Source organism: Streptomyces sp. MBT65 (assembly GCF_016612545.1).
GTDB lineage: Bacteria > Actinomycetota > Actinomycetes > Streptomycetales > Streptomycetaceae > Streptomyces.
This window is the reverse complement of record NZ_JAENRY010000083.1, coordinates 1-21,933: the sequence shown is the minus strand read 5'-3', so window position 1 is coordinate 21,933 and position 21,933 is coordinate 1. Positions and strand designations below refer to the sequence as shown.

The following is a 21,933-nucleotide window of genomic DNA, read 5'->3' as shown; positions in this document are numbered from 1 at the left end:
CCTATCGGGTGCCTTCCGCGTCCGGGCCGGAATGTCGCGCCGGTCGTCCGGTCTCCAACATGTGCAGCACCTGGGAGTGGAGGGATCGGTGTTCCCGCTCGGCGAGGTCTTTCAGCCAGGCATGGAGGTCATCGGGCAGACGGAGGGTGATCTGTTTCATGCCGTCACGGTATCCAGGTTCAGCAATCCCATCAAATTAGGCTCAATGTGATGGTACTTTGACGTCATGTCACGGTTTCGGCTGTACCCGACGAGCGGGCAGGGGCTTCAACTCCTGGAGCACTGTGCGCATGCTCGGTACGCATGGAATCTCGCCGTGGAGCAGCATGCGCATTGGCGGCCTGGGCGGCGCCCGGCACCGGGATTCGCCGAGCAGTGCCGTCAGCTCACCGAGGCACGCCGTGAGAACGACTGGCTTCGCCTGGGATCGGTCAACGTTCAGCAGCAGGCGCTGAAGGATTTCGCCAAGGCCAAGAGTGCCCGGTTCGGGTCCGGATTCGGTGAGCCGACTTGGCGCAGAAAGCATCAGCACGAGGGCTTTCGCGTCACTGACACCTGCGATGTGGAGAAGCTCAATCGGCGCTGGGCGCGGGTCAAGGTCCCGAAGATCGGCTGGGTTCGTTTTCGGCTCACGACTCCCTTGCCGAAGGCGAAGTCCTACCGGGTCACCTATCGCAGGGGGCAGTGGCACGTCGCGTTCGCGCTTGTTCCCGATCCTCTGGACGCACCTGGTACTGGCGAGGTCATCGGGATCGACCGGGGCGTAACGATCACTGCCGCCTTGTCGGACGGCCGCGCTCTCAACTGCCCGCAGCTCACGGTCAAGGAACGTGCTCAGATCCGAAAGCACCAGCGTCGCGCGGCGCGGGCCCCGAAAGGCAGTGAGAAGAAGGCTGCTGAGTACGCCGAGCTGGCCAAACTGAGGGCTCGCGAGGTGAACCGGCGCAAGGACTGGTGCGAAAAGACCTCGACGATGCTCGCCCGGACGTACGACGTGATCCGATTCGAGAAACTCGACATCAAGAACATGACGGCGTCAGCGAGGGGCACGGTCGACAGCCCCGGCAGGAACGTGCCTCAGAAAGCCGGGCTGAACCGGGCGATTCTTGCCCAAGGCTGGGGTCTACTGCGGCAGCGCACCGAACACAAGGCCCCGGGGCGGGTGGAGGATGTGCCCGCCCCGTACACGTCCCTGCGGTGCAGCGCCTGCGGATGGATCGACAAGAACTCACGCAAGAGCCAAGCCGAGTTCGTCTGTTCCCACTGCGGATTCACCTGCAACGCCGACACGAATGCGGCAACCAACGTCGCGGCAGGACATGCCGAAGGGGTAACACCGCGCAGACAGCGGTCGAGTGCCCGTGAACCTCAGCCTGTGAGGGCTGGAATCCTCTTCGTTCCTGAGGGGGAGGATGTCAAAACAACATCTTCTGGCCAACACGGTGACGTTGTTGCAACGGCCGGAGTACCGGCACTCGCTGGGTTGCCTCCGTACTCACGCTTGCAACCACCCTGGCTTGCCCAGGTCCTCTTCTGAGCTTCTACGAAGTCAGCCGAGATAGGGCTGATCACGGTGTTCCAGGAAGTGGCGGATCCGGAGCCGCTGTGTGTGGTGTATTGGGAGTTGGTCGATCTCCTCGGGCTGGACGAACCGTAGTTCCGTGGACTCGTCCGAGATCGCGAGTTGGCCGCCGACTGCGCGGGCGGTGAAGCAGATGTTGAACTGCCGGCGCACCTCACCGTCCGAGTAGGTGATGATGTGGCGGGGGTCGGTGTACGTGCCTACAAGTCCGGTGATCTCCACGTCCAGCCCCGTTTCCTCCTTCACCTCGCGGACGGCCGTTCCCGGGAGTGAGTCGGTCATCTCCATGCCGCCACCAGGGAGCGCCCAGAGATCGTTGTCCCGGCGGCGCTGAAGGAGCACGCGCCCTTCGTCGTCGGTAACCACGGCGGACGCGGCGACCACCAAGCTGTTCGGCTCTGGTGCCGCCGGGTCGTCGTAGTACTCAGTCCGTGCCATGATCACCCTTCGGTTATCGGCGTGGCGGTCTCCCACACCGCGTCGAAGCTGCTGGCGTAGGTGTCGAACATGCCGCCCTCTCCGCTGCGTCGAAGATGCCACACGGGAGCACCGTAGGCGTTCACTCCCCAGACGTGGGCATTGACCAACGCCTGGTCATCTGCTCGATAGATCGAGTTGTAGAGCGTGGTCGCGTGGGTCCGCACCTCGATGCCGGATACGCCGGCAAGTGGGCGATAGTGCATGAGGGCAAGTCGGCACCGGGACTCGATCCCGTGGCCGAACTTCTCTTCCTTGCCACGCTGTTGGACGTTCACGCTCTCCGGATCACCGATCGCGATACGAACCGCGCACCCGTCGGCAGCTCGTTCTCGCAACAGGTCGTTAAGCCGCGGGTACGCCTCGTGCAAGAAAACGGCGGCATACACCAACACGTCGATGCGCTCGTGTGCCTGGGTGAGCATGTCCACGAAGGTGGAGACGGGGATGTCCGCCCGCTGGTCGTAGAGAGCCACAAGTTCCGGACTGACAGCGCGGGCAGGCCGTGCCTGCCGGAGCGCGGGCCATAGAGCGTGCACGTCTTCTCCTAGCGTTTCCGCTGCCAACATGGCCGTAGCACGGCGCGGTGTACGTCCCAAATTGACCCACCGTTCGACGGACTTTTGATCGACTTCGACCTTGTCTGCGAGGGCGTTGTACGTCCAGCCGCCGGCCGCCATGGCAGCACGTAGCCTCTCGTTCGGCATCCCAATCTCTCCCAACATTCGGGGACGGCACTAGGGACGTTCTACCCGACGCGGGACGTCCCGAAGTGGGGTTTGTCGGAGGTTCCGACGTCCTGATGAGCGGCAGGATGCTCGTGCGTATGGCGAGCAACCAGCAGACCAGACCGGGCATCGGTGAACTGGCGAAGGACACGGCCAATGGGCGTATCGGCGTCGTCATGGGTGAGGTCGGCGCCCGGGTGCAAATAAGGCCCATCAGTGGCGGCGTCGAGTGGGACGCCCGGCCGAACAACGTGGTGGCGCCGACCGCGCGAGAGGAACTGAGCGCTCGCCTGGCCATCAAGAACGCCAACAGCAGGGATGGCCTGTGACGCGTGCCATCGGCCGGTGCTGGGGCTGTTCAGCGTCGTGATCAGCGGGGCGTTTGGCCTCGTGATCGCCATGCCCTCGATATCCGTCAGTGGACCGGCCGTCCCGCCTGTGTCGGATGGATGAAGGTCCAAGCCCTTCTCCTACCTGGGGCCAGTAGCCCGCCAGTTGAACTCCCGCTCTTGGCGGCCAGACCGCGCATGCTCCGCCCGGAGCAGGGCGCAATACGCAACACCTCGAATCGGAAACGACGAACGAGAGGGAAGCGCATGACTGTCGTCGCAGAGGCGCCGATCACCAAGGCCACGGACACCCCCGGCCTGGTGTGGCTGGACCTCACCCGAAAGTGCCAACTTGCCTGCGGCCACTGCCACAACGAGTCCGGCCCGGACGGAACGCACGGCTCGATGACCACCGCGGATTGGATGCGTGTGCTCAACGAAGCTGCGGCGGCCGGCGTCTCCCGAGTGCAGTTCACCGGGGGTGAGGTCGCCATGCACCCCGACGCGCCGACCCTGATCGAGTACGCGCTGAAGCTTGGCCTGGCGGTCGAGGTGTACAGCAACATGGTCCACCTGGGCGAGAGTTGGTGGAGCCTGCTCCGGCGGGACAACGTCAGCCTGGCCACGTCGTACTACGGCCAGGAGGACGCGCACAACGCGGTTACCGGACGGAACAGCCACGCCCGCACCCGAGCGAACATCGTGAAGGCGGTGACGGAGAACATCCCGATCCGAGTGTCTGTGATCGTCTCCCATCCGTCTGACACCGGAGAGGAGACGAAGCGGGAACTCCTGGCCCTGGGCGTTCGCAACGTTCGCGTCGATCACGTCCGGCCCTTCGGGCGCGGTGCGAACGGGCAGGAGCCGTGCACGGACGGACTCTGCGGGCGATGCGGGGACGGGCGCGCGTCGATCGGTCCGAACGGTTCGGTGTCCCCGTGCGTGTTCTCCACGTGGCTGAGCGTGGGAAACGTCCAGGATGCGCCCCTGGGCGCTATCCTCGGCGGCCCCGAGATCGCACAGGCCAATGCGACCATTCGAGCCGGGCGCAACTTCGGTGGCTCCCGCAGTTGCGGCCCGGACAGCCCCTGCGGGCCGGACAACGACGACGCCCGGTCCTGTGCTCCCGACACTGACGACGAGTGCTCTCCGGGGACACCCGGAAGTGAGTGCACCCCGAGGAACTGAACGGACCATGGACACCGATCTCCCCGAATCCGCGATCCTCCCCCTGATCGAGGAGCACACGGGCTCCGTGACCGCGATCCGCCGGACCGAGCGCGGCTTCAGCTCGGATCTGACGGCCGTGGTCGACTGCGCCAAGGGGCCCTTCTTCGTCAAGGTCATGCGCAATCGGCCGGGTGGCCGGCGGGAGTCCCTCATCAGGGAAAGGCGGATCAACGGGTACCTCGGGCACATCTCCCCGCCGCTGCTATGGGATGTGGAAGCCGAAGACTGGTTGGTCCTGGGCTTCGAACTGGTCGACGGTCGGTCGGCCGATTTCGCGCCGGACTCGACTGACCTTGCCCTGGTGGTCGACGCGATCGGCGAGATCGGCCGGCTGTACCTCCCCCAGATCGCCCGGGACTGGACCGAGACGCGGTGGGACAAGTTCGCCTCGGACAGCTCGAAGGCTGAACTGTTCCGAGGTGACTCGCTGCTCTACACGGACATCAATCCGAGCAACTTCCTCGTGGTGAAGAGGCGAGTGTGGGCTGTCGATTGGGCGTGGCCGACGCGGGGCGCGGGGTTCATCGATCCCGCCCTCCTGGTCGTGCAGCTCATTGCAGCTGGGCACACCCCGGGCAGTGCCGAGAAGTGGGCGGAGCGGTTGCCCGCATGGCGTGGGGCGGCTCCGCAGGCGATCGATGCCTTCGCTGCCGCCAACCTGCGGATGTACCGGGCCTCTGTCGACCGGAAGCCCGACGTGGACTGGTTGAAGGCCATGGTCGGCGCGTGTCTGGCGTGGACTGAATACAGAGGGCTTACTCCGGAGTAGTGGCCGCAAGGGAGGTCCCAGTCGATCAGCCAGTAGTGCTCGACGTACGGGCGCAGCGGCTCGGCGGGGTCGGGGCGGCGGAAGTCCACGCGGGCGAGGGGCTGCGCGGGGTCGACGATTCCTCGGGTGTCGCGGCGTGGGGCGACCAATTGGGGATCGTAGGACGAGGCACTGACAGTGGGCGGAAACGGGCGGAAACGGGCTGCGGGGTTGCTGCCGGGGGCGGGCGGAATATGTGTGCCGAGATCACCGTTGGAGGGTATAGTTGAATAATCAACAACCTGGAGGGTGAACGACCATGCAGTTCGGGATCTTCAGCGTCGGCGACGTCACACCGGACCCGACCACCGGACGGACGCCGACCGAGCGTGAGCGCATCAAGGCCATGGTCGCCATCGCGCTGAAGGCCGAGGAGGTCGGGCTCGACGTCTTCGCGACCGGCGAGCACCACAACCCGCCCTTCGTGCCCTCGTCCCCGACGACGATGCTCGGCTACATCGCGGCGCGGACCGAGAAGCTGATCCTCTCCACCTCCACCACCCTCATCACCACCAACGACCCGGTGAAGATCGCGGAGGACTTCGCGATGCTCCAGCACCTGGCCGACGGCCGGGTCGACCTGATGATGGGCCGCGGCAACACCGGCCCGGTCTACCCCTGGTTCGGGCAGGACATCCGCCAGGGCATCAACCTCGCCATCGAGAACTACGCCCTGCTGCGCCGGCTGTGGCGCGAGGACGTAGTGAACTGGGAGGGCAAGTTCCGCTCGCCGCTCCAGGGCTTCACGTCCACGCCCCGCCCGCTGGACGGCGTAGCGCCGTTCGTCTGGCACGGCTCGATCCGCTCGCCCGAGATCGCCGAGCAGGCCGCCTTCTACGGCGACGGCTTCTTTCACAACAATATTTTCTGGCCGGCCGACCACACCAAGCAGATGGTCGAGCTGTACCGGGAGCGGTACGCGCACTACGGCCACGGCACGGCGGAGCAGGCGATCGTCGGCCTCGGCGGCCAGGTCTTCATGCGGAAGAACTCGCAGGACGCGGTGCGCGAGTTCCGCCCGTACTTCGACAACGCCCCGGTCTACGGCCACGGGCCCTCCCTGGAGGACTTCACCGACCAGACCCCGCTGACCGTCGGCTCCCCGCAGGAGGTCATCGAGAAGACCCTCGCGTTCCGGGACTACGCCGGTGACTACCAGCGCCAGCTCTTCCTGCTGGACCACGCCGGGCTGCCGCTGAAGACGGTCCTGGAGCAGCTCGACCTGCTGGGCGAGGAGGTCGTACCCGTCCTGCGCAAGGAGTTCGCGGTGAACCGCCCGGCGGACGTGCCGGAGGCACCGACCCACGAGTCGCTGAAGGCGGCCGCAGCAGAGAAGGTGACCGTCGCATGAAGCTCGTAGTCGTCTCGGCGGGCCTGAGCGTGCCCTCCTCCACGAGGCTGCTGGCCGACCGCCTGGCGGCGGCGGTGGACCGGAAGGCCCCCGTCGACATCCAGGTGGTGGAGCTGCGCGACCTCGCCGTCGAGATAGCGCACAACTTCACCAACGGCTTCCCCGGCCCTTCCCTCGCCGCCGCGCTGGACGCGGTGACGGAGGCGGACGGGCTGATCGTGGTCACGCCGGTGTTCTCGGCGTCGTACAGCGGACTCTTCAAGTCCTTCTTCGACGTCCTGGACAAGGACGCGCTGGCCGGAAAGCCGGTGCTCGTCGCGGCGACCGGCGGCAGCGCACGGCACTCGCTGGTCCTGGACCACGCGCTGCGCCCGCTCTTCTCCTACCTGCGCGCCGTGGTCGTCCCGACCGGGGTCTACGCCGCCTCCGAGGACTGGGGCGCGGAGGGCCTGCCGGACCGGATCGACCGCGCGGCGGGCGAGCTGGCGGCCCTGATGCAGGGCCTGTCGACAACGCGCCCGGCGAGCAAGCAGACGGTCGTCCCGTTCACGGACCAACTGGCGGCGCTAAATATCAGCCCGTCCGGCGTTTGAGGACGAGGCCCCTTCAGGGCCGAAGGGGGGTCTGGGGGCGCAGCCCCCAGATACGCCGGCTCCAACCCCACCCACCGACCGTGAGAAGACGGTAGGAGCTAAACCCAGGTTGCGTCCACCACGGTGAGAGCCAGGTAAAAAGGGTGATCGTAGACCTGCCCCCACCGGTCAACCGCCGGAGGCCTTGGCACACTGGGGGATGTGCCCCAGACTGTGCTGCTCGCCGAAGACGACCGTGCCATCCGTCATGCCCTGGAGCGGGCCCTGACCCTGGAGGGCTACCAGGTGACCGCGGTCGCCGACGGTGTCGAGGCGCTCGCGCAGGCCCACCGCACCCCACCGGACGTGCTGCTCCTCGACGTGATGATGCCCGGCATCGACGGCCTCCAGGTCTGCCGGGTGCTGCGCGCCGAGGGCGACCGCACCCCGATCCTCATGCTCACCGCCCTCGTGGAGACGGCCGACCGCATCGCGGGCCTGGACGCGGGCGCCGACGACTACGTGGTGAAGCCCTTCGACGTCGAGGAGGTCTTCGCGAGGCTGCGCGCCCTGCTCCGCCGCACCAGCCCGGTCCCCGCGAACGGCGTCCCCGGCACGTCCGGCGACGTACTGCGGGACGGCCCGCACCCGTCCCCCGCGTTCGCCGCCCCGGCCACCGCCTCCTCCTCCGACAAGCAGATCACCGCCGCCGGCCTCCGCATGGACCTCCAGGCCCGCCGCGTCTGGCGCGGGGAGCGCGAACTGGAGCTGACCCGCACCGAGTTCGAGCTCCTCGAACTGCTCGTGCGCAACGCGGGCATCGTCCTGGACCACTCCACGATCTACGACCGCATCTGGGGCTACGACTTCGGCCCCGGCTCCAAGAACCTCGCCGTCTACGTCGGCTACCTGCGCCGCAAGCTCGACGAGCCCGGCGCGCCGCAGCTGATCCACACGGTGCGTGGCGTGGGTTACGTGCTGCGGGAGGACTGAGTGGGCCGCCTGCGGCGGTTCGTGGCCACCAGGCGACCCAGACTGGTTTCCCTCCGCACCACGTTCGTCCTGTCCTTCGCGGCGGTGACCGCCGCCGTCACCCTCCTCGTCGGCGTGCTGTCGTACGGCGCGGCGGCCCGGCTGGTCCGCGTCGACCAGGAGTCCGTGTTCGACCAGGTCGTCCAGGATCTGCAGGACGAGGTGCGGACGCACCAGATGACGACCGAGGACTTCTCCTCCTCCGCGCCCGGCCACGACATCGTGCGGCCCGCCCGGACGGACGTACAGGTGCTCGGGCGGGACGGCGGTGTCCTCGACAGCGGCAGCCCGGCGCTGCCCGTCACCGGCGACGACCGGGCGGTCGCGGGCGACCGGGTGGCCGGGAAGACGGTGGAGCACAAGGACGTCGCCGTCGGCGAGGACGTGTACCGCATCGCGACCGTCTCGCTCGGCGCCGGGCGGGGCGCGGTGCAGGTCGCGCAGGAGTTCAGCGACACGGAGGACCTGCTGCGGGCCCTGCAACAGCGGACGTTCGTGCTGATGGCGGCGGTGGTGGTGCTGGCCGGGCTGTGCGGCTGGTGGCTGGCCCGGCGTATCACGCGTCGCCTCATCATCCTCACCGCGGCCGCCGAGGACGTGGCCCGCACCCGACGCCTCGGCGTCCAGGTCCCCGTCACCGGCTACGACGAGGTGGGCCGCCTGGGCCGCGCCTTCGACCGGATGCTCGGCCGGCTCGCGCAGTCGGAGGAGGACCAGCGCCGCCTGATCCAGGACGCGGGCCACGAACTCCGCACCCCGCTGACCTCCCTCCGTACGAACATCTCGCTGCTCCGCCGCATGGACGAACTGCCGCCCGGCACCCGCGAGGAACTGGTCGCGGACCTCTCCCAGGAGGCCCGCGAACTCACCGACCTGGTCAACGAGTTGGTGGACCTGGCGGCCGGCCAGTCCGACACCGAACCGCCCCAGCAGGTCGACCTCGCCGACATCGCCGAGGACGTGGCGGCCCTCGCCCGCCGGCGCACCGGCCGTGACATCACCGTCCGCGCGAGCGGCGACACGACGACCGACGGCCGCCCCGGCATGCTCCAGCGCGCGATCTCCAACCTGGTCGAGAACGCGGCCAAGTTCGACCGCGCGGGCCAGACCCCCATCGAGATCGCGGTCTCCGGTCCCGCGCGCCCGGGCACGGTCCGCGTCGAGGTCCTGGACCGCGGTCCCGGTGTCTCCGAGACCGACCTCTTCCGCATCTTCGACCGCTTCTACCGCGCGGCGGACGCCCGTTCGCTCCCCGGCTCGGGCCTCGGCCTCTCGATCGTCCGCGAGGTGGCCCTGGCACACGGCGGAGCACCGTTCGCGCTACGGCGGGACGGCGGCGGGTCGGTGATCGGCTTCACGGTGGGAGGTGTGATGGAGCCGAGGGCCGGGGTGCGCGGCCGGGGCTGACCGACGGCAGCCCCGGCGGGTCCGGTGCGTCAGTTGCTGGTCCGCCCGAAGCAACGCTCCAGCTCGTTCAGGTCGTAGAACTTGCTGCCCTTGGAGACGGGACGGCAGCCGGCCTTGAACGCCGTCTCCTTCTCGTTGTAGAGCATGCGGACGAGGTAGGTGCTGCCCTTGCGGAAGACGTCCCACTGGATGTTCGAGCCGAGCGGGGCCACGGCGGCGCCGCGCCACGGGTTGCTCGCGTAGGTGTACGGCTGCTTGACCGTGACGCCCTTCGTGCTGCCCGGCAGGCCCATCAGCGCGGCCAGCGGGATGATCTCCTCGGCGTGGGTGAACCGGAGTTCGGCGCCCAGGTCGCTCGTGCCGTCGCGCTTGGCCTCGACCTTCTTGAAGAAGTCGTCGAGCAGGACGTCGGCCATCTTGTACGTGATGTCGCTGTCCGCGAAGCCCGGCCCCTTCTCGTAGAAGTCCTCGGCGTCGGAGACGTACCCGAACCAGTCGGCGTCGGCCGCCGAGATGTACCGGTCCATGCCCCAGCCCTTGCCGCCCGGGCTCTCCCCGCTCATCGCGGGGGCGATGGCGTACAGGTTGTAGACGGCGGTGGCGGCCTCGACGTCCGTGCCGATCGACGCGAACTCGCCCGCCGTGATCCGGTCCACGAACGCCGGCTTGAAGAGCTTCTTCAGTACGTCACGGGCGGCGCGGTGGGTCTTCGGCTGGTCCGTGATGGAGGTCAGGGTGGTGGCGAGGCGCTGGTCGTTGGCGATGTAGTCGCGGTAGGCGGCGCCACCGGCGGCCTTGTGGAAGTAGAGGAGGTCCTTGTCGGTACGGGTCGCGCCGATGAGGGAGGTCAGATCGGGGTCGGTCTGCGCGATGGCGGCGCCGTAGAGGTTGGCGCTGTCGACGGCCCGGCCCTGACCCGAACTGACGACGTCGATGGGCTCCTTGTCCTTCGCGATCGTCGCGAAGAGGCTCGGCAGCCGCTTCTCCATCCGGGTGGCGGTGGCCTGGATCTCCGCCTTGCCGCGCGCGCTGAGGTTGCCGTACCCGACGGTGCTCATGGCGGCTTCGAGGGCCTGCGCCTTCGGCCCGAACTCGCGCCCCTTCGCGGTGAGTTGGCCCTCGGCCTCGGCCTTGTTCCAGAGCGCGAGGATCAGATCGCCGTCCGAGCTGTCGGTCGCGGAACGGGATCCGTGCCGGGACACGTTCTCGGTGAAGACGGGGGTGAAGCCGGCCGGGGCCTTCTGGTACGAGCGGGAGTTCTGCTCCGGCTCGTACACGGCCTTCGTGCCGTAGCTGGCGGTGTGGGCGTTGCCGCTGCCGGGGGCGGCCTGGGCGGCGAACGGGGTGGCCGTCAGCGCGGCCACGCCGAGGATCACGGCGGGGGTGACACGTCTCATGAGCTGCATGTTTCGCGGGGAACGTGAACGCCGGGTGCACTGGGGGTGACTCCGGGGGCTCCACTCGCGGGTGTCCGGGGGTGGGACCGGGCCTACGGCCGTACCGCGCTCTCGGCCGGGGCGAACAGGTGGGCCATCGCCTGCCAGAGGGGCATGACGCGGGGTGTGGAGCGGGGGCCTCGCGAGGCGGGGGCGCCGGCCGACGGCTGGGCGGTACGGGCGTCCTTCGTGGGGGAGGTGGTGGCGGTGTGCGGCATGTCGGTTCCCTTCCGGCGAGTCGTTGGCGTTGGCCTTGGGGCCTTGGCCTTGTGAGATCAACGATCCCGCGAGCGGGCTGCCGTCACGAGGGGGTGAGCTGCCCGGTCGGGGGTGGAGCCTGCTCCACCATCGGGCGGCCCGGTGCCACGGAGCCGCCGTACCGTACGACGGCCTGCCACCCGCGCCGAAATTCAAGGGTGTTCGGATCACCCGCCGCCTAGGGTCTGCCGCATGACTCTCGCTTACGACTACGCCCATGACGCCGTTGACGACTCCGGCTCCGACGCGGCCGGTGACCGCCCCGCGCTGGTACTGCTGCACTCCGCCGTGTGCGACCGCAGGATGTGGGATCCGCAGTGGCCGGACCTGGTCGACTCCGGTTATCGGGTGGTGCGTTGTGACTTCCGCGGGTTCGGTCAGTCACCCCTGCCGGACCGGCGGCACAACGACGCCGAGGACGTACTGGACCTGCTGGACGGCCTCGGTGTCGAGCGGGCGGTGCTGATCGGCTCCTCGTACGGGGGAGAGGTCGCCGTGGAGATCGCGGCGCGGCGTCCGGAGCGGGTCGCCGCCATGGTGCTGCTGTGCGCCGGCCTGCCGGGGCACCAACCCACCGATGAGGTGCGGGAGTTCGGGGAGCGGGAGAACGAGCTGATCGAGGCGGGCGACGTCGAGGGAGCCGTAGAACTGAACGTGGACACCTGGCTGGGGCCGGACGCCGACGAGGAGGCGCGGGAGGCGGTGCGCGGGATGCAACGGCGCGCCTTCGAGGTGCAGTTGGCCGCGCCCGAGGGGGCCGGGCGGAACAAGGTGGAGGTCGATCTCGCGGCTGTAGAGGCGCCTTGTCTCGCGGTGTCGGGTGGCCGCGACCTGGCCGATTTCCGGCAGATCGCGGCTCGGCTCCCGGAGTTGCTCGCCGACGCCCGGCATCTCGAACTGCCGTGGGCCGGACATCTCCCCGGCCTGGAGCGGCCCGAGGAGGTCACGGCCCTGCTGACCGGCTTCCTGCGCGAGACGGTTCCGGCCGCGGGCTGAACTGCCGGGTTCGGGGCGTCAGTTGTTCTTCCGGGCCACCCCGCCGTAGATGCCGATCGGCGCGGCGCCCGGGGCGGGAGTCTCCTCGGGCCGCCAGTGGGTGACACGCACCAGGCCCGGGTCCACGAGGGTGAAGTCGCCGAAGAAGTCCAGGACTTGGGCGTGGGTGCGGAGGTTGAGGCTGGCGGTGGCCCGGTTGTAGACGGACGCCGCGTCATGGCGGCCGTCCTCGTGGATGTCGCCGGTGGCGTGCGACAGGACGAGGTAGGAACCGGTCGGCAGCGCGTCGCGCAGGGTGGCGACGATGCCGTACGGATCCACGTCGTCGGGCAGGAAGTGCACGACGGCGACCAGCAGCACCGCCACCGGCCGGTCGAAGTCGATGGCCTTGCGGACCTCGGGGTGGTCGAGGATCGCCCGGGGATCGCGCAGGTCGGCCAGGATGACCGAGGTGTCGGTGTCCTCCATGAGAGCCATCGAGTGGGTGCTGACGATCGGGTCGTTGTCGACGTACACGATCCGGGTGTCCGGGGCGACGGCGTGCGCGATCTGGTGCACGTTCGGCTCGGTGGGCAGTCCGGTGCCGATGTCGAGGATCTGCCGTATCCCGCCCTCCTCGACGACATGGCGGACGGCCCGGTGCATGAAGCTCCGGTTGGCGCGCACCCCCTCCCGCACCTCCGGCGCGGCCTTGATGAACTGCTCGGCGGCCTCGCGGTCGACCTCGTAGTTGTCCTTGCCGCCGAGGAAGTAGTCGTACATCCGGGCCGGGTGGGGCTTGCTGGTGTCGATGATCAGTGGCTGCGCGCCACTGCCGTCCCCGCTGGGAGAGGTCATGGGGCCAGGCTCCGTCTTGGTGAGTGGCTGTCAGATCATCATCCTGACATGCCCGACGCCGAACGCAGGGCCGCACCGGACAAGAGGGACGGGCGGCCTTCGGGGCGGCGCCGCCCGTGGTCCTGCCCCTCGTGCGGGGCGGTTCAGTCGTGGCGGGGCCCTCCCGCCGCGATCTCGCCGGATCCCCGCTCGATCAGCCGGGTCGGGATGGTGACGGCGCTGGTGGGTGACCGGTCGCCGTCCAGTCTGCGGAAGAGCATCTCGGCGGCCGTCCTGCCCAACTGCTCGACGTCCTGGGCGATGACGGAGATCCCGGGGCTGAGGATGTCGGCCAGGGGGAAGTCGTCGAAGCCCACGTGGGCGACGGTGTCCTGCAGACCGAGTGCGCGCAGGGCTCGCACGGCCCCTATGGTGACGAGGTTCTGGCTGGTGAACAGCGCGGTGGGCGGGTTCGGCAGCGCCAGCAGCTGCTTGGTCGCGGTGATCGCGGATTCCTCGCTGGCCCCCGCGTGCCGGACGATCTCGTCGTCGTACTCGATGTGCCCGACCTCCAGCGCGTGCCGGTAGCCGTCGAAGCGCTGGGCGGCGGTGGAGATGGTCGCGCGGTCGCCGAGGTAGGCGATACGGCGGTGGCCGGACTTCAGCAGGTGGTTGACGGCGGTGAGGGCGCCCTGCCGGTTGTCGGAGACGACGGTGTCCGCGTCGAGCAGACTGGGCTCGCGGTCGACGAAGACCATGCGGGTGCCCGTCCGCTGCTCGCTGATCAGATAGCTGTGGTCACGGCCGGCCGGCACGATCACCAGGCCGTCGACCCGCCGGTCGATGAGAGCGCGGGCCAACTCCCGCTCCCGGGCCGGGTCCTCGTCCAGGCTTCCGACCAGTACGAGCACTCCGCGCGCCCGTGCCACGTTCTCGACGGTGCGGGTCAGGGCCGCCGAGAAGGGGTTCGCCGCGTCCTCGACGAGCATCCCGATCGTGGCCGTCCGGCCGTCCCCGCGGCGCAGGCTGCTGGCGGTCAGGTTGGGCCGGTAGCCCAGTTTGTCGGCCGCCTCGCGCACCCGGGCGACGATGGCCGGATCGACGGTGGGCACCTCGTTGACCACGCGGGAGACCGTCTTGATGGCGACGCCCGCCAGTGCCGCCACCTCGCGCATGGTGGGGCGGCTGCGGGGGGACGGTGACGGCGGCTCGCCCTGGGTCATCGTTGTCTCCAACTGATTACGCGTTACCGAGTTGTTGCCGACGCATGTTTACCAGTGACTTGACGCACTCGTCCATACGGGCCCACTATCCCGTCGAGTCAACGTTGTCTCAGCGTCGACCAAGGGACGGCTCGAAAGGGATCACGTCATGAACCTCTCCTCCAGCCAGGCGTCGGGCCTCCGCAGTCGGCGCACCAGGGCGGCAGCCATCGGCGTCACCCTCTGCCTCGGCGCCGGCCTCGCCGCCTGCGGCTCCTCCGACTCGGGCTCCTCCTCGTCCGGCAGCGGGAAGGTGGGTGTCTCGCTGATCCTGAAGACGCTGAGCAACCCGTACTTCGTGAGCATGGAGAAGGACGCCAAGACGCAGGCCGCCAAGGACAAGGTGAGCCTCACGGTGGCGGCGGGCACGTCGGACGGCGACACCCAGACCCAGATCACCGCCATCGACAACGCCGTCTCGCGCGGCGACAAGGGCATCCTGATCACCACCAACGGCGACGCGGTGAACACCGCGCTGAAGCGCGCCAAGCAGGCCGGCCTCTTCGTGATCGCCCTGGACACCGCGCCGAACCCGGCGAACGTCGCGGACATCACCTACGCCACCGACAACGAGCAGGCGGGCAAGCTCGACGGCCAGTACGCCGCGGCCGCCCTGGACGGCAAGCCGGCCGTCATCGCCATGCTCGACCTGTTCAACAACCAGGTCGTCTCGGTGGACATCGACCGCGACCACGGCTTCCTGGAGGGCATGGGCATCGACCCGGGCAGCAAGACCGAGAACGGCAAGGAGGCCAAGACCGGGAAGTACACGGCCGGCAAGGGCGGCACGTACACGGTCGCCTGCCACCAGCCCACCCAGGGCGCCATCGACGGCGGACGCACCGCGATGGAGAACTGCCTGTCGGCCAACCCGGACATCAACGTGGTCTACGCGATCAACGAGCCGGCGGGCGAGGGCGCGTACAACGCGCTGAAGGCGGCGAACAAGGAGAAGAGCGTCGCGATCTACGCCATCGACGGCAGCTGCTCGGGTCTGAAGAACGTCACCAGCGGCAAGTTCGCCGCTGACGCCGTGCAGTACCCCGGCAAGATGGCGGCCCTCGGCGTCAGCTCCATCGCGAAGCTGGCCCGCGGCGGCAGCAAGCCCAGCGTCACCAACGGCAAGTCGTTCTACGACACCGGTACCGCGCTGGTCGCCGCCAAGGCCCTCGGGGGTCTGACGGTCCAGTCCCCGACGCAGGCCGCGTCCGCCTGCTGGGGCGAGTGACAGCTGACCCGGTCAGCCGGGGGTGGGCCGCCGGTGCCGGTAGCCGTCATGGCACCGGCGGCCCACCCGCACCGCACGAGCCCGTCAGCCAGTGAGCCCGTACCTCATGAGCCCGTACTTCTTGAGCCCGTACTTCATGAGCTCGTACTTCTTGAGCCCGTACTTCTTGAGCTCCTACGAAGGCCCGCACGAGGGACAGAACCGGAAGGACCCCCTGTGACCACCCACGTGGACAGTGAAGCGACACCGGCACCGGCGGAGGACTTCCTCAACCGGCCCGCCACGCCGGCCCAGCGCATCCAGGCGGTGCTGCACCGTCAGCCGGCACTCAGCCCGGCGATCGTCCTGGTGCTCGCCGCCATCGTGTTCTCCCTCGTCAACGACCGCTTCTACGCGTTGCAGAACCTGTCGCTGGTCGCCCAACAGGTCGCCGTCATCGGCTCGTTGGCCGTCGGCCAGACCGTCATCATCCTCACGGCCGGCATCGACCTGTCCATCGGCGCGGTCATGGTCCTGTCCTCGCTGCTGATGTCGAAGCTCGTCGCGGACAACGGCGTGCCGGGCGTGCTCGCCCTGCTGGCGGGAGCGGCCGTAGCGATCGCCGCGCAGGCCGTCAACGGGCTGCTGGTGACCAGGATCAAGCTGCCGCCGTTCATCGTCACGCTCGGCACCCTCAGCATCTTCACCGCGATCACGCTCATCTACGCCAAGGGCCAGACCGTCTCGCTGGACCCGGGCAACATCCTCATGTGGAGCGCGGACACGGTCTCCATCGGGCAGTTGAACCTGACCACCGGCGTCCTGCTCATGATCGCCCTGTACGCGGTGGTCGGCTACGCGCTGCGCTACACCGCCTGGGGCCGCCACCTGTACGCCGTGGGCGACGACATCGAGGCCGCCCGCCTCGCCGGCATCTCCGTCAACCGGGTGCTGCTGAGCGCCTACCTGGTCGGCGGTTTCGCCATCGCCGTGGGCGCCTGGATCCTGGTCGGCCGGGTCGGCGGCGGCGACCCGAACAGCGGTCTCAACGCCAACCTCCAGTCCATCACCGCCGTCGTCATCGGCGGCACCAGTCTGTTCGGTGGACGCGGTGTGGTGCTCGGCTCGCTGATCGGCGCGCTCATCGTCCAGGTCTTCGTCAACGGTCTGGCACTGGCCGGGATCGACCCCAACTACCAAGTCCTCACAGTCGGCGTGCTGGTGATCGCGGCCGTCTCCGTCGACCAGTGGATCCGGAGTGTGAAGTCATGACGACCGCCACCCCCACCGCCCCCGTTCTCGAGGCCAAGGGCCTGGTCAAGGTCTTCGGCCGGGTCGTCGGCCTGAACGACGTCGACCTCACGCTCTACCCCGGCGAGGTCCTCGCCGTCATCGGCGACAACGGCGCCGGCAAGTCCACCCTGATCAAGTGCCTCTCCGGGGCGCTCGTCCCCGACCAGGGCAGCATCCTGGTCGACGGCTCCGAGGTGAACTTCAAACGCCCGCAGGACGCCCGCGAGGCCGGCATCGAGACGGTCTACCAGACCCTCGCCGTGGCCCCGGCGCTGGACATCGCCAGCAACTTGTTCCTCGCCCGCGAGATCCGCCGCAAGGGGGTGCTCGGCTCGGTGTTCCGCATGCTCGACACCGGCGAGATGAAGCGTCAGGCGGCCGACCACATCAAGCGGCTGGGCATCAGCACGCTACAGAACATCAACCAGGCCGTGGAGACGCTCTCCGGCGGCCAGCGCCAGTCCGTGGCCGTCGCCCGCGCGGGCGCCTTCGGCGGCCGGGTCGTCATCCTCGACGAACCCACCGCCGCCCTGGGCGTCCGCGAGACCGGCCAGGTCCTCAAGCTCGTCCGCGACCTGCGCGACCAGGGCCTCGGCGTCATCCTGATCAGCCACAACATGCCCAACGTCTTCGACGTCGCCGACCGCATCCACATCCAGCGCCTCGGCGGCTGTGCCGGGGTCATCACCCCGCAGTCCCACTCGATGGAGGACGCGGTGGCCATCATGACGGGCGCGAAGAAGCTCGTTCCGGAAGCGGGGTGACGGGTCGTGGCGGGGGTGAGGAGGCTCGTCCCGGAAGCCGGGTGACAGGCCATGACGGGGGTGAAGGCGTCGGTTCGGGAAGCCGGGTGACAGGCCACCGGGAGACCGGCAGGGGCGGTGGCGCTACGGCCGACACGTTCCGGGTCGCCGAGGGCCGCCTCGGCGACGAACCCACCGTGACCGTCTCCGCGCCGGACGGTGCCGTACGCGTCGTCCTCGCCCTGCGCGGGGCGACACTGCTGAGCTGGCAGGTCGAACGCGGGGTCGCCGGACCCCGTACGGAACTGACCGACGGCTACCGCGACGAGGCCGAACTGCTGTCCCAGGACGGCGTACGGGCAGGCCTGCTCGCCCCGTTCCCCAACCGTGTCGCCGACGGCCGCTACCACCACGGCGGCCGCGACCACGACCTGCTGCCCGGCCGCGTCGGCGACCGCACGGTCTACCACGGCTTCGCACGCGAGGCACCGTTCCGGCTCGTCGCGGCCACCATGACGCCCGACTCGGCACGGCTGCTGCTGCGCACGACGAGCATGCGGCCCGGGCGGTACCCCGGTTACCCGTTCGCGCTGGACCTCGACGTGGAGTACACCATCGGCCGCCACGAACTCGCCATCGAGATCCGGGCGACGAACGTGGGGGAGACCACTGCCCCCTACGCATCGGGCTGGCACCCCTACTTCACCCTCTCCCGCCCCGTCGACGACCTCGTCCTGCACATCCCCGCCCACACCCTGATCCGCACCGACGACTCCCTCATCCCCCTGCGCGGGAAGGAGGCCCTGCTGCCCCTGGACCGCTGCCCCGACCTGGACTTCCGTACGCCCAGGAGGCTCGGCGACGCCGTCATCGACGCCTGCTTCGCGGACCTGGCGCCCGGCCCCGGCGGCAGGACGGAGACGGTACTGAGCGACCCCGCGACCGGCGACGCGCTACGGGTGTGGCAACACGGCGGCTACCTGCACGTGTTCACCGGCGACACCCTCGCCCGCGACCGGCGCGCCTCCCTCGCCCTGGAACCCGTAGAGGCACCCACCGACGCCTACAACCGTCCGGAACAGGCAACGGCCCTGTCGCTGGAGCCCGGCCGACGACGGGAGTTCCGTTTCGGGGTCACCTATCTGCCGGCGACGCGCTGAGCGGTGTTCGTCGCGTTCACTTCCCGGCCGTGGCGCGGGCTCGGGGAAGGCATAGCCGGAAGCACGCTCCGAGGGTCCGCGGGGTGAGGGTGAGGGTGCCTCGGTGACGGTGGGCCAGGTCGCGGGCGATGGCGAGGCCCAGGCCGGTGCCGCCGTGGTCGCGGGAGCGGGCGTCGTCGAGCCGGACGAAGCGTTCGAAGATGCGCTCGGCGTCCTCGGCGGGCACGCCCGGTCCGTCGTCGTGCACCGTGAGGACGACCCAGTCGTCTTCGTTCCGGACGGTGATCTGGACGCGGTGCGCGGCGTGGCGGGCGGCGTTGTCGACGAGGTTGCGCAGCAGCCGTTCGTATTCGTCGGGGTCTCCGTGTGCGGGGGCGGGGTCGGAGCTGTCGCAGGTGAGGGTCAACGGCCGTTCGGCGAGGGGGTATTGCTCGGTCAGCCGGGAGGCGAGGGCCGCCAGGTCGACGGTGTCGGGGTCGGCCGTGGGGGTGCGGGTGTCGAGGCGGGCGAGGAGCAGCAGGTCTTCGGCGAGGGCCTGGAGACGGCGGGTCTGCCGTGCGGCGGTGGTGGCCGCGGCGGGCCAGTCGGTGCGTTCCGGGTAGGCGAGCGCGACCTCCAGGCTGGCGAGCAGGGTGGTGAGGGGGCTGCGCAGTTCGTGGGCGGCGTCCGCGACGAAGCGGCGTTGCTGGGCGGCGGCGTCGTCGAGGCGCTGGAGGGTGCTGTTGATGGTGGTGGCCAGGGCGGCGATCTCGTGTCCTGTGGCGGGGACCGTGACACGTTCGCGGGGATCGTTCGCGGTGACCGAGGCGGTGAGGACGCGGATGGCCTCGACCGGCCGCAGCGATCTGCGGACGGTGAAGTAGACGGCGGCGCCGATCAGTACGAGGCCGACGAGCCCGGCCCGCAGCAGCAGGAGGTCGGTGGTCCTGGCGATCTCCTCGGCCGTTTTCGGGAGGACCACCACATAGACCCGCAGGTAGGCGTCCGAGGTGACGCCCAGAGCGGCGACCTTGTCCTTGCTGAGTCGATCGACGCCGACATCGGCGAACATGACCGTGAAGGTCCCGCCGCCCAGGCCGAGTCTGTCCCTGGAGCGGGAGCCGCGCTCCGGTATGCGGAGGGGAATGATCGTCAGGACTCCGGGCTCCCTGGCCTCCGTCGGTGTGGGCAGCACATGGCGGGTGCCGGGATCGAGGGCGTCCATGCCTCCGCCGTAGGCGACAGCGGTGCGCCGGCCGGACGCGACGACCTCGTACGGCAGGACGATGCTTTTCTGAGCGGGGAGCACACCCCCGTTCAGCTGGTCGACGAGAGCCCAGACCTGTTGCTCGGCTCGGCTTTCGGCGATCCGGGTGCCCTGGCGGTAGACGTCGTGGTGCAGCCACCAGCCGATGGCGACCAGGATGACGGCGGCGGCCGAGGCGGCGGCCAGCGCCGTGCGGGCGCGTACCGAACGCGGCGTGATCCGCCACCGGCGGCGTCGCGGCTCAGTCGCGGTCACGGTCGTCCACCAGCCGGTAGCCGGTACCCCGTACGGTCTCCAGGGACCGTCGGCCGAACGCGGAGTCCACCTTCTTGCGCAGGGCGCTCACGCGTGCCTCCACCAGGTTGGGATCCAGGGCCTCGTCGGGCCACGCGTGATAGAGCAGATCCCCTTTGGAGACCGCCTGGCCCGCCCGGCGGGCCAGCAGTTCCAGCACGGCGAACTCCCTGGGCGTGAGTTCCACCCGGGTCCCGGCCCGGCGGCAGACCCGGCCGGCGACGTCCAACGAGAGGTCGCCCACGGCGAGGACCGGCGGGGCGACCGTGGCGGCCCGTCTGACCAGGGCCCGCAGCCGTGCGACGAGCACCACGTAGGAGAAGGGCTTGGCCAGGTAGTCGTCGGCCCCCGTGTCCAGGGCCTCCGCCTGGTCCCACTCCCCGTCCTTGGCGGTGAGGACCAGGATCGGCGTCGCGTTGCCCTCCCGGCGCAACTGGGCGCAGACCTTGTAGCCGTTGAGCCCCGGCAGCATCAAGTCCAGTACGACCAGGGCGTATTCACCGGTCCGTGCCATCCACAGCCCCTGCCGGCCGTCGTGGGCGAGGTCGACGCTGTAGCCCTCGGCGGTCAGACCGGTGTGCAGGGTGTGGGCGAGGTCCACCTCGTCTTCGACCACCAGGATGCGCATGCGGTGCAGCCTCGCACAGGGCCGGCCCGCCTTCCTGATCGGCCGGTCAGGTTGGGTCAGCAGCCGGTCAACGGGGTCCGGGCACGCTGGCGGAGTTTCTTCGCCGCTGCTGAAAGGCCCTGTCACCGATGTCCGTTGATGAACGCGCCCCCGCTGTGGCCCCCGCCGTGGCCCCTGCCGTGGCCGGGACGGTCTCCCCTCCCGCACCCGCCCGTCGGCAGTCACGGGGCCCGGCCGAAGCGGTGGTCGTCCTCGCACCCGTGTCGCTGACCCTCGCCATGGGGCTCTGGGGCATCCGCAGGCAGAACACCCTGTGGGGGGACGAGTCCGTCACCGTTCAGGTCGCGCACCGCGATCTTTCGCAGATATGGCGCACCGCCCAGCACATCGATCTGGTCCACGCCCTCTACTACGCCGTGATGCACGAGCTCTTCGGTCTCTTCGGCGGAGGGCTGCTGACGTTGCGGCTGCCGTCCGTGCTGGCGATGTCCGCGGCGGCGAGCGGAGTCGGGCTGCTGGCGCTACGCCTGGCGGGACCCCGGGTCGGGCTGCTGGCCGGGCCGGTGTTCGCGCTCCTGCCCCAGGTACAGAAGTACGCGCAGGAAGGCCGCTCGTACGCCATGGTCTGCGCCCTGGTCACCTGGGCCACCTACGCGCTGGTGGTCAGCGTCCCGCAGCGCGGTCGGTGGCGGTCGCGGCGGCGGTGGGCGGTCTACGGCTCCACCATGCTGCTGGCCTGTCTGCTCCACGAGTTCGCGGTCCTCGCCCTGGTCGCACACGGCGTCACGCTGATCGTCTCCCGTGCTCCACGACGGGTACTGAGGGCGTGGAGCACGGCCGCCGCGGTCGTCGTGGCCGGGCTGTCGCCGCTGGTGATCGTCAGCGCGGGGCAATCGGCGCAGGTGTCCTGGATCGGGGGGCCGGTGCGGCCCGATTACTTCGTGGTGGTGGCGGTCGTGGGCGTGGTGTGTGCCGTGGCACTCCTGAGGGGGAGGGGGCCTGTGGGTGCTTTGGAGGCGAGGGGTCCTGTGGGTTCTGTGGGTCCTCTGGAGGCGCGGGGGTCTCTGGGGTCGAGGGG

At 69.4% G+C, this 21,933-nt stretch carries 22 protein-coding genes and 2 pseudogenes; 14 read left to right on the top strand and 10 right to left on the bottom strand.

Annotated features, from left to right (window positions below):
- Position 1: 1 nt before the first annotated feature.
- A complete protein-coding gene (locus JHN63_RS20205; RefSeq protein WP_200682506.1) occupies positions 2–160 on the bottom strand; it encodes an Arc family DNA-binding protein in 159 nt (52 codons plus the stop codon).
- Between the two features lie 66 nt (positions 161–226).
- Between JHN63_RS20205 and JHN63_RS20200 the strand changes: the two genes are divergently transcribed.
- The gene (locus tag JHN63_RS20200; protein WP_234477418.1) at positions 227–1,537 is read left to right on the top strand and encodes a transposase; all 1,311 of its coding nucleotides are present in this window, start codon (positions 227–229) and stop codon (positions 1,535–1,537) included.
- Positions 1,538–1,549: 12 nt separating this feature from the next.
- Here the strand turns inward: JHN63_RS20200 and JHN63_RS20195 are convergent, their stop codons facing one another.
- Together JHN63_RS20195 and JHN63_RS20190 are read right to left on the bottom strand one after the other, a co-directional pair.
- Positions 1,550–2,020: an NUDIX domain-containing protein gene (locus JHN63_RS20195; RefSeq protein WP_200682505.1), complete on the bottom strand. Its 471-nt coding sequence runs from the start codon at positions 2,018–2,020 to the stop codon at positions 1,550–1,552.
- Positions 2,021–2,022: 2 nt separating this feature from the next.
- Positions 2,023–2,766 carry a helix-turn-helix domain-containing protein gene (locus JHN63_RS20190; RefSeq protein WP_200682504.1) on the bottom strand — a complete coding sequence of 248 codons (744 nt, stop codon included), beginning with the start codon at positions 2,764–2,766 and terminating at the stop codon, positions 2,023–2,025.
- 107 nt (positions 2,767–2,873) lie between these two features.
- On the opposite strand from JHN63_RS20190, the gene JHN63_RS20185 reads away from it, so the two are divergent.
- The 3 genes from JHN63_RS20185 to JHN63_RS20175 all read left to right on the top strand — a co-directional run bounded on the left by JHN63_RS20185 (position 2,874) and on the right by JHN63_RS20175 (position 5,115).
- The gene (locus JHN63_RS20185) at positions 2,874–3,116 is read left to right on the top strand and encodes a hypothetical protein (RefSeq protein ID WP_200682503.1); all 243 of its coding nucleotides are present in this window, start codon (positions 2,874–2,876) and stop codon (positions 3,114–3,116) included.
- Between the two features lie 267 nt (positions 3,117–3,383).
- Positions 3,384–4,304, top strand: coding sequence for a radical SAM protein (locus JHN63_RS20180; protein WP_200682502.1), 921 nt, complete (start codon positions 3,384–3,386; stop codon positions 4,302–4,304).
- 7 nt (positions 4,305–4,311) lie between these two features.
- Positions 4,312–5,115: a phosphotransferase gene (locus JHN63_RS20175; protein WP_200682501.1), complete on the top strand. Its 804-nt coding sequence runs from the start codon at positions 4,312–4,314 to the stop codon at positions 5,113–5,115.
- On the opposite strand, the pseudogene JHN63_RS52825 reads toward JHN63_RS20175, so the two are convergent.
- A pseudogene (locus JHN63_RS52825) lies at positions 5,082–5,264 on the bottom strand (AraC family transcriptional regulator); the annotation flags it as partial. The gene JHN63_RS20175 and the pseudogene JHN63_RS52825 sit on opposite strands and share 34 nt — an antisense overlap.
- Before the next feature lie 149 nt (positions 5,265–5,413).
- On the opposite strand from JHN63_RS52825, the gene JHN63_RS20170 reads away from it, so the two are divergent.
- From JHN63_RS20170 to JHN63_RS20155, 4 genes are all read left to right on the top strand, one after another.
- Complete coding sequence (locus tag JHN63_RS20170; protein ID WP_200682500.1) at positions 5,414–6,505, top strand: LLM class flavin-dependent oxidoreductase; 1,092 nt, start codon at positions 5,414–5,416, stop codon at positions 6,503–6,505.
- A complete protein-coding gene (locus JHN63_RS20165; RefSeq protein ID WP_200682499.1) occupies positions 6,502–7,098 on the top strand; it encodes an FMN reductase in 597 nt (198 codons plus the stop codon). Before JHN63_RS20170 ends, JHN63_RS20165 begins: the two co-directional genes overlap by 4 nt.
- 201 nt (positions 7,099–7,299) lie before the next feature.
- Positions 7,300–8,070, top strand: a complete 771-nt coding sequence (locus JHN63_RS20160) for a response regulator transcription factor (RefSeq protein WP_200682498.1) — start codon at positions 7,300–7,302, stop codon at positions 8,068–8,070.
- Entirely contained in the window at positions 8,071–9,516 is a 1,446-nt protein-coding gene (locus JHN63_RS20155) for a HAMP domain-containing sensor histidine kinase (RefSeq protein WP_200682497.1), read from the top strand. It abuts the gene before it with no gap.
- Positions 9,517–9,545: 29 nt separating this feature from the next.
- On the opposite strand, the gene JHN63_RS20150 is transcribed toward JHN63_RS20155, so the two are convergent.
- Complete coding sequence (locus JHN63_RS20150; RefSeq protein WP_200682496.1) at positions 9,546–10,913, bottom strand: histidine-type phosphatase; 1,368 nt, start codon at positions 10,911–10,913, stop codon at positions 9,546–9,548.
- A gap of 92 nt (positions 10,914–11,005) precedes the next feature.
- Positions 11,006–11,170, bottom strand: coding sequence for a hypothetical protein (locus JHN63_RS20145; RefSeq protein ID WP_200682495.1), 165 nt, complete (start codon positions 11,168–11,170; stop codon positions 11,006–11,008).
- A 232-nt stretch (positions 11,171–11,402) separates the two neighbouring features.
- Between JHN63_RS20145 and JHN63_RS20140 the strand changes: the two genes are divergently transcribed.
- The gene (locus tag JHN63_RS20140) at positions 11,403–12,206 is read left to right on the top strand and encodes an alpha/beta fold hydrolase (RefSeq protein ID WP_200682494.1); all 804 of its coding nucleotides are present in this window, start codon (positions 11,403–11,405) and stop codon (positions 12,204–12,206) included.
- An 18-nt stretch (positions 12,207–12,224) separates the two neighbouring features.
- Here JHN63_RS20140 and JHN63_RS20135 read toward each other — a convergent pair whose 3' ends face one another.
- Complete coding sequence (locus JHN63_RS20135; protein ID WP_200682493.1) at positions 12,225–13,043, bottom strand: SAM-dependent methyltransferase; 819 nt, start codon at positions 13,041–13,043, stop codon at positions 12,225–12,227.
- 143 nt (positions 13,044–13,186) lie between these two features.
- Entirely contained in the window at positions 13,187–14,245 is a 1,059-nt protein-coding gene (locus JHN63_RS20130) for a LacI family DNA-binding transcriptional regulator (RefSeq protein ID WP_200682492.1), read from the bottom strand.
- A 148-nt stretch (positions 14,246–14,393) separates the two neighbouring features.
- Between JHN63_RS20130 and JHN63_RS20125 the strand changes: the two genes are divergently transcribed.
- From JHN63_RS20125 to JHN63_RS20110, 4 genes are all read left to right on the top strand, one after another.
- Positions 14,394–15,512, top strand: coding sequence for a substrate-binding domain-containing protein (locus JHN63_RS20125; RefSeq protein ID WP_200682491.1), 1,119 nt, complete (start codon positions 14,394–14,396; stop codon positions 15,510–15,512).
- A 216-nt stretch (positions 15,513–15,728) separates the two neighbouring features.
- Positions 15,729–16,763 carry an ABC transporter permease gene (locus JHN63_RS20120; RefSeq protein WP_200682490.1) on the top strand — a complete coding sequence of 345 codons (1,035 nt, stop codon included), beginning with the start codon at positions 15,729–15,731 and terminating at the stop codon, positions 16,761–16,763.
- Positions 16,760–17,548, top strand: coding sequence for an ATP-binding cassette domain-containing protein (locus tag JHN63_RS20115; protein ID WP_200682489.1), 789 nt, complete (start codon positions 16,760–16,762; stop codon positions 17,546–17,548). The genes JHN63_RS20120 and JHN63_RS20115 overlap by 4 nt, the downstream gene beginning before the upstream one ends.
- A gap of 86 nt (positions 17,549–17,634) precedes the next feature.
- Positions 17,635–18,687 (top strand): aldose 1-epimerase, encoded by a 1,053-nt coding sequence (locus JHN63_RS20110; protein ID WP_200682488.1) that lies wholly within the window; start codon positions 17,635–17,637, stop codon positions 18,685–18,687.
- Between the two features lie 16 nt (positions 18,688–18,703).
- Here the strand turns inward: JHN63_RS20110 and JHN63_RS20105 are convergent, their stop codons facing one another.
- Both JHN63_RS20105 and JHN63_RS20100 read right to left on the bottom strand, forming a co-directional pair.
- Positions 18,704–20,188, bottom strand: coding sequence for a cell wall metabolism sensor histidine kinase WalK (locus tag JHN63_RS20105; RefSeq protein WP_200682487.1), 1,485 nt, complete (start codon positions 20,186–20,188; stop codon positions 18,704–18,706).
- Positions 20,175–20,855 carry a response regulator transcription factor gene (locus tag JHN63_RS20100; RefSeq protein ID WP_200682486.1) on the bottom strand — a complete coding sequence of 227 codons (681 nt, stop codon included), beginning with the start codon at positions 20,853–20,855 and terminating at the stop codon, positions 20,175–20,177. The genes JHN63_RS20105 and JHN63_RS20100 overlap by 14 nt, the downstream gene beginning before the upstream one ends.
- Before the next feature lie 128 nt (positions 20,856–20,983).
- Between JHN63_RS20100 and JHN63_RS20095 the strand changes: the two are divergent.
- A pseudogene (locus tag JHN63_RS20095) lies at positions 20,984–21,933 on the top strand (glycosyltransferase family 39 protein); the annotation flags it as partial.

Excerpts from the sequence above, each read along its gene's own strand:
- JHN63_RS20170 (WP_200682500.1), top strand. The coding sequence starts at position 5,414 with ATGCAGTTCGGGATCTTCAGCGTCGGCGACGTCACACCGGACCCGACC.
- JHN63_RS20145 (WP_200682495.1), bottom strand. The coding sequence starts at position 11,170 with ATGCCGCACACCGCCACCACCTCCCCCACGAAGGACGCCCGTACCGCC.
- JHN63_RS20130 (WP_200682492.1), bottom strand. The coding sequence starts at position 14,245 with ATGACCCAGGGCGAGCCGCCGTCACCGTCCCCCCGCAGCCGCCCCACC.
- JHN63_RS20125 (WP_200682491.1), top strand. The coding sequence starts at position 14,394 with ATGAACCTCTCCTCCAGCCAGGCGTCGGGCCTCCGCAGTCGGCGCACC.
- JHN63_RS20115 (WP_200682489.1), top strand. The coding sequence starts at position 16,760 with ATGACGACCGCCACCCCCACCGCCCCCGTTCTCGAGGCCAAGGGCCTG.
- JHN63_RS20190 (WP_200682504.1), bottom strand. The coding sequence starts at position 2,766 with ATGCCGAACGAGAGGCTACGTGCTGCCATGGCGGCCGGCGGCTGGACG.
- JHN63_RS20195 (WP_200682505.1), bottom strand. The coding sequence starts at position 2,020 with ATGGCACGGACTGAGTACTACGACGACCCGGCGGCACCAGAGCCGAAC.
- JHN63_RS20180 (WP_200682502.1), top strand. The coding sequence starts at position 3,384 with ATGACTGTCGTCGCAGAGGCGCCGATCACCAAGGCCACGGACACCCCC.
- JHN63_RS20175 (WP_200682501.1), top strand. The coding sequence starts at position 4,312 with ATGGACACCGATCTCCCCGAATCCGCGATCCTCCCCCTGATCGAGGAG.
- JHN63_RS20165 (WP_200682499.1), top strand. The coding sequence starts at position 6,502 with ATGAAGCTCGTAGTCGTCTCGGCGGGCCTGAGCGTGCCCTCCTCCACG.
- JHN63_RS20150 (WP_200682496.1), bottom strand. The coding sequence starts at position 10,913 with ATGAGACGTGTCACCCCCGCCGTGATCCTCGGCGTGGCCGCGCTGACG.
- JHN63_RS20185 (WP_200682503.1), top strand. The coding sequence starts at position 2,874 with ATGCTCGTGCGTATGGCGAGCAACCAGCAGACCAGACCGGGCATCGGT.
- JHN63_RS20200 (WP_234477418.1), top strand. The coding sequence starts at position 227 with ATGTCACGGTTTCGGCTGTACCCGACGAGCGGGCAGGGGCTTCAACTC.
- JHN63_RS20140 (WP_200682494.1), top strand. The coding sequence starts at position 11,403 with ATGACTCTCGCTTACGACTACGCCCATGACGCCGTTGACGACTCCGGC.
- JHN63_RS20100 (WP_200682486.1), bottom strand. The coding sequence starts at position 20,855 with ATGCGCATCCTGGTGGTCGAAGACGAGGTGGACCTCGCCCACACCCTG.
- JHN63_RS20205 (WP_200682506.1), bottom strand. The coding sequence starts at position 160 with ATGAAACAGATCACCCTCCGTCTGCCCGATGACCTCCATGCCTGGCTG.
- JHN63_RS20135 (WP_200682493.1), bottom strand. The coding sequence starts at position 13,043 with ATGACCTCTCCCAGCGGGGACGGCAGTGGCGCGCAGCCACTGATCATC.